This window comes from Ferdinandcohnia sp. FSL W7-1320, from assembly GCF_038050315.1.
GTDB lineage: Bacteria > Bacillota > Bacilli > Bacillales > Bacillaceae_L > Ferdinandcohnia > Ferdinandcohnia aciditolerans.
Window position 1 is genome coordinate 1,741,781 of sequence record NZ_JBBPAM010000001.1, and the last position, 12,089, is coordinate 1,753,869.

Consider the following 12,089-nt stretch of genomic DNA (forward strand, 5'->3'; position numbering starts at 1 on the left):
TTGGTAATGTTTCTATAGATAGGGAATTGGTGAAAACCAATTCCCTTTGAAATTTTTATGGAGGTTGAAAAATTTGTGTTTTACCGATACGATTAGAGAAGATTTGAAGGCTTACAGTGGAGAGGAATAAGTATGAATTTAGAGCTTTGGAAAAAAATTAAGAAAAGGCAATTTGCACCTGTCTATTTATTACATGGTTCAGAAACCTTTTTAATACAGGAAACAAAGGAGTTGCTGATCAAATATAGCGTTGAAGAGGAAGAAAAAGATTTTAACCTATCTATTTTTGATTTAGAGGAAACTCCTGTTGAAATTGCCTTGGCTGATGCTGAGACCCTTCCTTTTATGGGAGAAAGACGTCTGGTTATTTTACAAAATCCACACTTTTTAAAAGCTGAAAAGAGTAAGGAAAAGGTTGAACATAATGTAACGGTACTCGAACAATATTTAAAAGAGCCTGCTCCTTTTACGATTCTTGTGATTACGGCTCCGTATGAAAAGTTAGATGAGCGGAAGAAAATTGTTAAGCAGTTAAAGAAAAATGCTGAAGTGTTGACTGTTAATACATTATCTGAAAAGGATTTACATAGCTGGATAACTGAAAGAACAAACCAGCATCGGGTTACCATTTCCCCCTCTGCGATTCAGGAACTGTTACATGTGGCTGGGACGAATCTTATGAACATAACCCAAGAAATCGATAAAATGTGTTTATACCTTGGGGAAAATGGCGAGATAACAGAGGAAACCGTTAAATTACTCGTACCTAGGTCTTTGGAGCAAAATATTTTTTCATTAATTGATAAGGTAGTAAATAGGAAACTTGATGAGGCACTAAGAATTTTTTATGACCTTTTGCAAAATAATGAAGAGCCCATCAAAATATTATCTTTGCTTGCTACACAATTTAGGTTGATTTTTCAGGTGAAGGAGCTTTCTAGACAAGGCTACGGACAACAGCAGATTGCTGGAAATCTTAAAGTTCATCCGTTCCGGGTCAAGCTTGCGGGTGGACAAGCAAATTTATTTACACAGGAAGAATTGCTGGGTATTTTAAGCCAGCTTGCTGAAGCTGACTATGAAATGAAAAACGGAAAAATGGATAAAAAATTAATTCTGGAATTATTTATTATGAAGTTAGGTAAGTAAAATAGAACGCAAAAAAAAACGACTCAAATCGAGTCGTTTATTTATTATGCGTTAACCTCGTTAAGTTTTTTCGCTAGACGAGATTTTTGACGGTCAGCAACATTTTTATGGATAAGACCTTTACGAGCCGCTTTGTCAAGCTTGCTTGAAGCAGTAAGAAAAGCTGCTTTTGCGTTTTCAACGTCATTGTTAGCAACTGAAGCTTCAAAGTTTTTTACAGCAGTACGCATTGCAGACTTAACAGTTGCATTATGAGCACGGCTTTCATCACTTGTTTTTACACGTTTGATAGCTGATTTAATATTTGGCATACTTTCACCTCCTGCGAATATCAAGATGATCTAACACGATCAATCATCTACGAAAATTAACGAAAACCTTCTCTATTATAGTTTTCCTTCGCTTAATGATCTCTTATACATTCATTGATACTCTGATGTTACAACAAAAGTTATTCTATCAAATTGGCTGTGAGAATGCAATACCAATCTAATTCCTACTTGATAAAAATTGCATGAACCACATTTTAACAGGTAAAGCTATAGATACTATGTAAAAATTGGAGGTCATTGGAATGGGAGAACAACTAGACTTAACAAAATACTCTGTTCGTACTGACTTAGCGCTAGAAGCAAGCGCAATGGCAGTCGAAGAACGAAATAAAACACTAAAAGAAGATCAACAGCCTGTATCAGAAATTGAAGGTGTCATCATAAAAGAGAGACAAGAGGATGGAATTACCATTTCTACAGTCGAAATTACCGAGGAAGGTGCAAATGCAGTTGGAAAGAAAAAAGGAAATTATTTAACACTAGAGGTTCAGGGGATACGTCAAAAAGATTCAGAACTCCAACAAAAGGTGCAAGAAGTATTCGCTAAGGAATTTAATCACTTTTTATCAAAACTAAATATCGGGAAAGATGCTAGCTGTCTAGTTGTTGGTTTAGGAAATTGGAACGTAACACCAGATGCGCTGGGGCCGTTGGCAGTTGAGAACCTTGTCATTACAAGGCATCTCTTTGAATTGCAGCCTGAAAATGTGCAGGATGGTTTTCGTTCTGTAAGTGCAATTGCACCAGGGGTGATGGGGTTAACAGGAATCGAAACAAGTGACATCATCTACGGAGTCATTGAAAAATCAAAACCTGATTTTATTATTGCCATCGATGCATTGGCAGCACGTTCAGTCGAGCGGGTGAATTCAACGATTCAAATATCGGACACAGGTATTCATCCGGGTTCTGGAGTTGGAAACAAACGCAAAGAACTAAGTAAGGATTCATTAGGTATTCCCGTAATCGCGATTGGGATTCCAACAGTCGTTGATGCTGTTTCTATTACAAGTGATGCGTTTGATTTTATATTAAAGCATTTTGGTAGAGAGCTTAAAGAAGGGGATAAACCTTCACGTTCTCTAATACCTGCGGGCATGACTTTTGGGGAGAAAAAAGTATTAACAGAGGATGACTTGCCTGGTGAGCAAGAAAGGAATACATTCTTAGGAATAGTCGGAACTCTACCAGAAGATGAGAAAAGAAAATTAATTCACGAAGTGTTGTCACCTCTTGGCCATAACTTAATGGTTACACCAAAAGAGGTAGATGTCTTCATTGAGGACATGGCAAATGTAATAGCGGGTGGCCTAAATACTGCATTGCATGGTGAGATTGGCCAAGATAATTCAGGTGCGTATACTCATTAATAAAATTGAATAGATTCTATCATTTCGGTTCTACTAACTCTTGTTTGCTCATATCAATATGATAGACAAACCATTGAGGAGGTAGAATATGAAGGGTTTTCGGTCTCAAGGAATGATGATCTCAATTCAAGGAACCAGCGTTGTAAAAGGGATTCTATTCCTCATATTTAGCTTTATCTTATTGTTTACGATTACGGGAGCAATTGTCTCTCTTAAACCAGAGTTTAGAATAAGTTCTTCGTCTATAAGTAATGTCGCAACAAATCTCTCAGGAGAAGCACTTGTACATCTATTAGGGTATGAAAACCATTATTTTGTTCAAGGCTTACCTGAATCGACTACGAAACCAGACTATTTAGGAGCTGTTTTTAAAGCAGCTACAAACCTTACATTAGATGACCCACGAAGCTTCTTAGGCAGGGAGCTCCCTGGGTTCTCGATTTTTGATGGGAAGATAATAGTAGCAGGTGAAGGAACCAATTACACGAATATGCCGATAGAGTCTCCACCACCATTAGATGTTTTATTAGATGAACGAAAAGTGGCTACACAAAATGTTGAACAGGCAGAAAAGCCTACTCAACCTGTGCCACCACCGACGATGACAACTGGTGAGAAAAAAGTTGCCTATATTTATCATACTCACTCAGCAGAAGCCTATTTTCCACATTTAAAAGGTGTAGATACAACCAATGCGAATAATGCAAGACATCCTGAAGTGAATGTAACCAAAGTAGGGGAAATGCTTAAGCAAGAATTAGAGGCAAGAGGAATCGGTACAGATATTGATAAGACAAATATGGACAAGTATTTAAAGTCTAAAGGCTATGATTATTATCAGTCATACAAGGGCTCTGGTGAGATTATGGCTAGCGCTATGGCAAATAATAAGGACTTAAATTATTTCATTGATATTCACCGTGATGCGCATCGAAAAGAAAAAACCACCGTAGAAATTAACGGAAAGGCCTATGCGAAAATAGCTTTTATAGTTGGGTCAGAGAATCCAAACATTGCGAAAAATCTTGAGCTTGCCAATGCGCTCCACGATATATTTGAAAAAAAATATCCAGGTTTAAATCGAGGTATTTTTAAACAAGGCGGAGTTGGCAATAATGGAGTATATAACCAAGATAAATCAGGCAATGCCATGTTAATTGAATTTGGTGGTGTCGATAATAATTTCGAAGAACTCCGCCGAACAGCAGCTGCTGTAGCTGATGTCTTAGCAGAATACTACTGGCAAGCCGAAAAAGTGAATGCAAATGAAACGAATAAAGAATAACTTTATCGATGCTATATTCGGACCTTATTGACCTAAAAATAGCTTTCAGGACATGTTTGGGCGGTAAAAAGTCAAAAGTAATGGTATGTACCGTTAAGCACCTTTTTAAGGTACATGCTTAGGTGATAAAAGCAAAAGCGTGTACTGTAAGAACCGTTTAGAGGTACATGCTCAGGTAAAAAAAGCAAAAGCATGTACCACAAGCACCGTTTAGAGGTACATGCTCAGGTGAAAAAAGCAAAAGCATGTATCGCAAGAGCCATTTTGAGGCACTTGCTAAAGTGAAAAAAGGCACCTAAGTAACACATCATTGCAAAACCGATAAAAAAATATCCATGTAAAAAAACATTGTGTTAAAAAAAGGGTGTAATTCCAATGGTTAAATTCATGATGAAATGTTTTTTAATAGTAACCGTGCTTCTCCTGGGTGTGTTGATTGGCATGCAGCAGGCGAATGAAGGGATGAAGAAAATGAGGGGCTATAATGACCCCTCCCTTCAAGGCGCCTTTCATATCACCGATAATGACGGTGAAGTTGAAGCATCTGTCTTAGGCAGAAAGGTCACAAGTCATGACCTAGAAGAAAAACAGAAACAACTTGAAAATGTAGAATCATTTAACTTTTTTTCAAGTATTGGTGAAAAACTAGGAAATGGAATCAGTGCTATTTTTGAAAAAATCATGATTGCAATTGGAAATGGAATAGGAAATTTACTTGATAAAATTTAGAAGAGAGCATGCTATGAATAATAAGCAAGCTCTCTTTGTTTTATGGTCGTTTTTTTTCGTAATTGAATGTGACAAAATAGTTCTGTATAATCTAATCTAGTGTAGTTGTTCCATACAGGAGGATTTTTAATGAACCAAGAAGAGAGACGTAATAGACAATCTAGAATTCGAAATTTTTCAATTATTGCTCATATAGACCATGGTAAATCTACATTGGCTGACCGCATACTTGAAAAAACCAATGCGTTAACCCATCGTGAAATGAAAGAACAATTGCTAGATTCCATGGACCTTGAAAGAGAACGTGGCATTACGATTAAATTAAACGCAGTACAATTAAAATATAAGGCAAAAGATGGTGTGGAATATATTTTCCATCTTATTGACACCCCAGGACATGTTGACTTTACATATGAAGTTTCACGGAGTTTAGCAGCATGTGAGGGTGCAGTGCTCGTTGTCGATGCAGCACAGGGGATTGAGGCACAAACACTAGCAAATGTGTACCTCGCTTTAGACAATGACTTAGAAATATTACCGGTAATTAATAAAATCGACCTACCGAGTGCAGATCCAGAGCGTGTTAGACAAGAAATTGAAGATGTTATCGGACTCGATGCGTCAGAAGCTGTTTTAGCTTCTGCGAAAGCAGGGATTGGAATTGAAGAGATATTAGAGCAGGTTGTTGAAAAAGTCCCTGCACCGCAGGGGGACCCTGAGGCACCTCTAAAAGCTCTTATTTTTGACTCTTTATATGATCCATACCGTGGTGTAGTTGCTTACATTCGAGTAATAGAAGGTAAAGTTAGACCTGGTGATAAAATAAAAATGATGGCAACAGGTAAGGAGTTTGAAGTAATTGAAGCTGGTGTATTTACACCTCGCGCAACCCTTCAGGAAGAATTAACTGTTGGTGACGTTGGATTTTTAACAGCTGCAATCAAAAATGTAGGGGATACACGTGTGGGTGATACGATTACCAACGCGAAAAACGGTGCTACTGAGCCCCTACCAGGATATAGACGCTTAAATCCTATGGTGTACTGCGGTTTATATCCAATCGATACAGCTAAATATAATGATTTACGTGAAGCATTAGAAAAACTTGAATTAAATGATGCAGCCCTTCAATTCGAACCAGAGACTTCTCAGGCACTAGGTTTTGGCTTCCGATGTGGATTTTTAGGTCTATTGCATATGGAAATCATTCAAGAAAGAATTGAAAGAGAATTTAAAATCGACTTAATTACCACTGCACCAAGCGTTATATACGATGTGTTTCTAACGGATGGTACAGATGTACGAATTGATAATCCATCAGCAATGCCAGATCCACAAAAAATTGACAGAATTGAAGAGCCTTACGTAAAAGCAACCATGATGGTTCCAAATGATTATGTTGGTGCTGTTATGGAGTTATGCCAAGGCAAACGTGGTATCTTCATTGATATGCAGTATCTTGATGAGAGACGTGTAAGTATCGTCTATGAAATTCCACTTGCAGAAATCGTTTATGATTTCTTTGACCAATTAAAATCGAGCACTAAAGGCTATGCATCATTTGATTATGAATTAATAGGTTACAAGCCTTCAAAGCTTGTGAAGATGGATATTTTATTAAATGCTGAAAAAGTAGATGCACTTTCCTTCATTGTCCACAAGGATTCAGCTTATGATCGAGGAAAAGTGATCGTAGAAAAGCTAAAGGAATTAATTCCAAGACAGCATTTTGAAGTACCTATTCAAGCCGCGGTTGGTCAAAAGATTATTGCTCGATCAACCATTAAGGCAATGCGTAAAAATGTATTGGCAAAATGTTACGGTGGGGACATCTCCCGTAAACGTAAACTTCTTGAAAAACAAAAAGAAGGTAAGAAACGAATGAAGCAAGTCGGCTCAGTCGAAGTACCTCAAGAGGCATTCATGGCAGTATTGAAAATGGATGATAAATAAGAAAAGTGCAAGGCGCGAGGTCTAAGGTGACAAGCATAAGATAAGAGCTGACAGAAGGTGCCTTTTACCTTCCGAAGCGATTGGCTTATACCAGAGAGCTGATGGCGCCTGGTACTAGACATATAAAGTAAGATGCCGCAGACTTTTCTGCGGTTTTCTTTATTCTATTATTTACGACATTCGCTTAAAGAAAGAAGTGATTTTTTGGTACGAGCAGCATACCTTCACATCCCCTTTTGTGAACAAATTTGTCACTATTGTGATTTCAATAAAGTTTTTCTAAAAGGTCAACCTGTTGATGAATATCTTCAATACATGGATACTGAAATGAAAAATACAGTCGAGGCTCATCCTCCTGCTACTCTCAAATCCATCTTCGTCGGTGGGGGAACGCCAACCGTTCTTTCCGTAAACCAGTTAGAGACATTCCTCACGAGTATTAATCAATATTTAAAGCCCCAAAGCGATACAATTGAATTCACCTTTGAAGCAAACCCTGGTGATCTTACAGAGGATAAATTAAAAGTATTGCTTGATTCAGGTGTCAATCGAATAAGTTTTGGGGTACAAACCTTTGATGATGAGCTCCTCAAGGCGATTGGTAGAACACACCGTCGTGAAGATGTTTTTCACACAATTGAATTAGCGAAACGTGTTGGTTTTAAAAACATTAGTATTGATTTGATGTATGCCTTACCCCAACAAACGATAGAAAGTTTTCAAGAATCGCTTAACTTAGCATTTTCACTCGATGTAGAGCATGTATCAGCATACTCCCTCATCATTGAACCAAAAACAGTGTTCTATAATTTGATGAGAAAAGGAAATTTGCATCTGCCAAGCCAAGAAAATGAAGCAAGAATGTATGAAATCTTAATGGAAGAGATGGGGAAACATGGTTTGCATCAATATGAAATAAGTAATTTCTCAAAGGATAACTATGAAAGTCGCCATAATCTAACGTATTGGAATAATGAAGAGTACTATGGAATCGGTGCAGGCGCTCATAGCTATTTGGGAGGAAGAAGAATTTCAAATGCAGGACCCATTAAAAAATATATGCAAACCATAGATGATCATGGCTTTCCGTATGTCGAAACGCATGAAGTGACAAAACAAGAAAAAATGGAAGAAGAGCTTTTTTTAGGATTGCGTAAAACAAAAGGTGTTTCAATTCCTCATTTTTCGGAAAAATTTTCAATCAGTATTTTTGATGTTTTTGCAGACCAAATTAAAGAACAAAAAGAAAAAGGTCTGCTAGAAGAAAAAGATGATTATATTCGATTAACTCATGCCGGAAAGTTTCTTGGGAATGAAGTTTTTCAAGCGTTTTTGCTGTAAATAAAGAAGGAGTTTAAATCGTTGACAATGGCACTCGTATTTGGTAATTTAATTATAGAATTAGCACTCGCAGATTAGGAGTGCTAACAGAGGTGATGTTCCTTGCTAACAGATCGTCAACTATTGATTCTTCAAGTAATAATTGATGACTTTATTAGATCTGCACAGCCAGTAGGGTCAAGAACATTGTCGAAAAAGGATGGGATTGTGTTTAGCTCAGCAACTATTCGCAATGAGATGGCAGATCTAGAAGAACTAGGATTTATTGAGAAAACTCATAGCTCATCTGGTAGAGTCCCATCTGAACAAGGCTATCGATACTATGTGGACCATTTATTATCTCCGAGTCGATTAACTTTAAAGGAAAAGCATGAGATAAAGTCTATTTTTGCAGAGAAAATTTATGAGCTTGAAAAAATTGTTCAAAAATCTGCACAGATTTTATCAGATCTAACAAACTATACTTCGATTGTTTTAGGTCCCGCCTTTAAAGAAAATAAAGTGAAAAAGCTGCAAATTGTTCCAATTAACAATGAGACAGCTGTTGCGATTATCATTACAGATAATGGCCATGTGGAAAATCGAACAATTTCATTTCCGGAGTCCATCGATCCAAGCGATATTGAAAAGATGGTAAATATTCTAAATGAGCGTCTTGTTGGTGTTCCACTGACTGATCTAAAAAACAAAATTTATAAAGAGGTTGCATCTCTGCTGAAAACAAATATTCGTAACTACGATACGGTTATAAGTGTTTTAGACAAAACACTTTCACTATCTACCGAAGAAAAAGTGTTTATTGGTGGAAAAACAAAGATGTTAAGTCAACCAGAATTTCATGACATTGAAAAAATTCGATCTTTATTAACAATGATTGAAAGTGAACATGAATTTTCTCGACTGTTACGAACAGATAAAGCGGGAATCAATATTAAAATCGGTCATGAAAACAACAATATCGCAATGAATGATTGTAGCCTAATAACAGCAACTTATTCCGTTGGGAATGAACACCTTGGGTCAATCGCGATTTTAGGCCCTACCAGAATGGAATATTCACGTGTTATTACATTGTTGCAGCATATCAGTCATGATTTTTCAAAGGTGCTGACAAAACTGTATCAAAACGAATAGCCGTGGCTATATTTAGTAGAGGGTGGAATAACCCTCTAATACATATACTAGGTACTATGATAATAGGGACTTCACTTTAAGGGAGGTGAGTGTATTGGCTAACGAGAACGAAGTAGTAAAAGAAGATATTGAACTAGAAGAAACTAACGTAGACAATGATGTGGTAGAAACGATTGAACAGGCTGAAGCAGAATTAGTAGAAGAACAAGAAGATAATGTGCAAGCCGAACTTTCGAAAGCCAATGAAAAAATTGCAGAACTTGAAGCTAAGCTAGAGGAAGCAGAAAGTCGAATTTTGCGCCAGATTGCCGACTTCGAAAACTTTAAGAGACGTGCACGCTTAGATCAAGAAACAGCTGCTACATATAGATCACAAAGTCTTGTAACGGATTTGATACCAGCTCTTGATAACTTTGAGAGGGCACTTCAAATAGAAGCGACAAATGATCAAGCAAAATCAATTATGCAAGGTGTAGAAATGGTATACCGAAGCATTATAGATGCCCTGAAAAAAGAAGGGGTAGAAGCAATTGAAGCAGTGGGAACACAATTTGATCCGAATGTGCATCAAGCTGTTATGCAAGTGAGTGAGCCAGATACGGAATCAAATGTGGTTCTAGAAGAGTTCCAAAAAGGATACAAACTTAAAGATAGAGTGTTAAGACCTTCAATGGTGAAGGTAAATGAATAGTTCTAAGTTTTATTCAATTAGGAGGTTTTTTTATGAGTAAAATCATTGGTATAGATTTAGGTACAACAAACTCATGTGTTGCTGTTATGGAGGGTGGAGAACCGAAAGTTATTCCGAACCCAGAAGGCAACCGCACAACACCATCTGTTGTCTCTTTTAAGAATGGGGAAAGACAAGTTGGTGAAGTGGCAAAACGTCAAGCTATCACAAATCCTAACACAATTATGTCGATCAAACGTCATATGGGAACAGATTACAAAACTGAAATAGAAGGTAAGCAATATACTCCACAAGAAGTATCTGCTATTCTACTTCAATACTTTAAATCGTATGCAGAAGAATACCTTGGAGAAAAGGTAACAAAGGCAGTTATCACTGTCCCAGCATACTTTAATGACGCTGAACGTCAAGCAACTAAGGATGCGGGTCGAATTGCTGGTCTTGAAGTTGAACGTATTATTAACGAGCCAACTGCTGCTGCTCTTGCATATGGTTTAGATAAAACAGAAGAAGATCAAACAATTCTTGTATATGACCTTGGTGGTGGTACATTCGACGTGTCCATCCTAGAACTTGGTGACGGAGTATTCGAAGTTAAGTCCACTGCAGGTGACAATCGTCTTGGTGGAGATGACTTTGACCAAGTAATTATTGATTATTTAGTAGATCAATTCAAAAAAGATAATGGAATTGATCTTTCAAAAGATAAAATGGCATTACAACGTTTAAAAGATGCTGCTGAAAAAGCGAAGAAGGATTTATCTGGTGTAACTTCTACACAAATCTCTCTTCCATTCATCACTGCTGGAGAAGCAGGACCACTTCACTTAGAAGTAAATTTAACTCGTGCAAAATTTGATGAGATTTCAGCTGGACTTGTTGAGCGTACAATGGGCCCAACTAGACGCGCGCTTCAAGATGCTGGTCTTTCAGCTAGCGATATTGATAAAGTCATCCTTGTTGGTGGCTCAACTCGTATTCCTGCTGTTCAAGAAGCAATCAAGAAAGAAACTGGCAAAGAACCTCATAAAGGGGTTAATCCTGACGAAGTAGTTGCGTTAGGTGCAGCAATTCAAGGTGGAGTATTAACTGGAGATGTTAAAGACGTCGTTCTATTAGACGTAACACCTTTGTCACTTGGTATTGAAACAATGGGTGGTGTATTTACTCGTTTAATCGATCGTAATACAACAATCCCAACTAGTAAGTCTCAAACATTCTCAACTGCTGCAGACAATCAAACAGCTGTTGACATCCATGTACTTCAAGGTGAACGTCAAATGGCTGCAGATAACAAAACATTGGGTCGTTTCCAATTAACTGATATTCCACCAGCACCACGTGGAGTGCCACAAATTGAAGTAACATTTGATATCGATAAGAACGGTATCGTAAATGTTCGTGCAAAAGACCTTGGTACAAATAAAGAGCAAGCTATTACAATTCAATCTTCTTCAGGCCTTTCTGACGATGAAGTTGAACGTATGGTACGTGAGGCAGAAGAGAATGCAGAAGCCGACAAAAAGCGTAAAGAAGAAGTTGAACTTCGCAATGAAGCAGATCAATTAGTGTTTACAACTGAAAAAACACTTAAAGACTTAGAAGGTAAGGTAGATGCTGCAGAAGTTGAGAAAGCTAACGAAGCTAAAGACGCATTAAAACAAGCAATCGAGAAAAACGATCTTGATGAAATTAGAGCAAAGAAAGATGCTCTACAAGAAATCGTTCAACAGCTTTCTGTGAAACTATATGAGCAAGCTCAGCAACAAGCTCAAGCAGCTCAAGGTGCACAAGGAGCAGAAGGCGCAACTCAAGGCAAGAAAGACGACGATGTAGTAGATGCTGAATATGAAGAAGTAAATGATGATAAATAGAAAGGCGTAAGTGCCTTGTACAGAAACGAGAAAGCTGGCCGCCTAAAACACCACGTCCTGTGGGAAAACAGCACTAGCACTTCTTGTGTGCTTGAGACTCCGACAAATAGGCGTAGTTTGCCTCTGCAGGAGGCGTTCAAGTTTCTCGAGTTTCTAGGCACTGAAACCAGACATCATTAAAAAGAATTAAATGTAAAAAAAGTCGAAGTCAGGCCTGTCTTGGCTTTGACT

Annotated in this window: 10 protein-coding genes; 9 read left to right on the forward strand and 1 reads right to left on the reverse strand. The window is 37.7% G+C overall.

Features of this window, described 5'->3' with window-relative positions; genetic code table 11:
- The first annotated feature begins 132 nt into the window (after nucleotides 1-132).
- A complete protein-coding gene (gene holA / locus NST91_RS08725; RefSeq protein ID WP_341330812.1) occupies nucleotides 133-1,149 on the forward strand; it encodes a DNA polymerase III subunit delta in 1,017 nt (338 codons plus the stop codon).
- 44 nt (nucleotides 1,150-1,193) lie between these two features.
- On the opposite strand, the gene rpsT is transcribed toward holA, so the two are convergent.
- A complete protein-coding gene (gene rpsT / locus NST91_RS08730) occupies nucleotides 1,194-1,460 on the reverse strand; it encodes a 30S ribosomal protein S20 (RefSeq protein WP_121447264.1) in 267 nt (88 codons plus the stop codon).
- 263 nt (nucleotides 1,461-1,723) lie between these two features.
- Here rpsT and gpr point away from each other — a divergent pair, with 263 nt between their 5' ends.
- The 8 genes from gpr to dnaK all read left to right on the forward strand — a co-directional run bounded on the left by gpr (nucleotide 1,724) and on the right by dnaK (nucleotide 11,858).
- On the forward strand, nucleotides 1,724-2,851 hold the full coding sequence (gene gpr, locus NST91_RS08735) for a GPR endopeptidase (protein WP_341330813.1): 1,128 nt from the start codon (nucleotides 1,724-1,726) through the stop codon (nucleotides 2,849-2,851).
- Between the two features lie 88 nt (nucleotides 2,852-2,939).
- Nucleotides 2,940-4,136 carry a stage II sporulation protein P gene (gene spoIIP / locus NST91_RS08740; protein ID WP_341330814.1) on the forward strand — a complete coding sequence of 399 codons (1,197 nt, stop codon included), beginning with the start codon at nucleotides 2,940-2,942 and terminating at the stop codon, nucleotides 4,134-4,136.
- Nucleotides 4,137-4,511: 375 nt separating this feature from the next.
- Nucleotides 4,512-4,865, forward strand: a complete 354-nt coding sequence (locus NST91_RS08745) for a YqxA family protein (RefSeq protein WP_341330815.1) — start codon at nucleotides 4,512-4,514, stop codon at nucleotides 4,863-4,865.
- 129 nt (nucleotides 4,866-4,994) lie between these two features.
- Nucleotides 4,995-6,818, forward strand: coding sequence for a translation elongation factor 4 (gene lepA / locus NST91_RS08750; protein WP_341330816.1), 1,824 nt, complete (start codon nucleotides 4,995-4,997; stop codon nucleotides 6,816-6,818).
- Nucleotides 6,819-7,022: 204 nt separating this feature from the next.
- Nucleotides 7,023-8,159 (forward strand): radical SAM family heme chaperone HemW, encoded by a 1,137-nt coding sequence (gene hemW / locus NST91_RS08755; RefSeq protein WP_341330817.1) that lies wholly within the window; start codon nucleotides 7,023-7,025, stop codon nucleotides 8,157-8,159.
- A gap of 102 nt (nucleotides 8,160-8,261) precedes the next feature.
- Nucleotides 8,262-9,293 carry a heat-inducible transcriptional repressor HrcA gene (gene hrcA / locus NST91_RS08760; protein ID WP_341330818.1) on the forward strand — a complete coding sequence of 344 codons (1,032 nt, stop codon included), beginning with the start codon at nucleotides 8,262-8,264 and terminating at the stop codon, nucleotides 9,291-9,293.
- Nucleotides 9,294-9,387: 94 nt separating this feature from the next.
- The gene (gene grpE / locus NST91_RS08765; protein ID WP_341330819.1) at nucleotides 9,388-9,984 is read left to right on the forward strand and encodes a nucleotide exchange factor GrpE; all 597 of its coding nucleotides are present in this window, start codon (nucleotides 9,388-9,390) and stop codon (nucleotides 9,982-9,984) included.
- 32 nt (nucleotides 9,985-10,016) lie between these two features.
- Nucleotides 10,017-11,858 carry a molecular chaperone DnaK gene (dnaK, locus tag NST91_RS08770; protein ID WP_341330820.1) on the forward strand — a complete coding sequence of 614 codons (1,842 nt, stop codon included), beginning with the start codon at nucleotides 10,017-10,019 and terminating at the stop codon, nucleotides 11,856-11,858.
- Nucleotides 11,859-12,089: the final 231 nt, after the last annotated feature.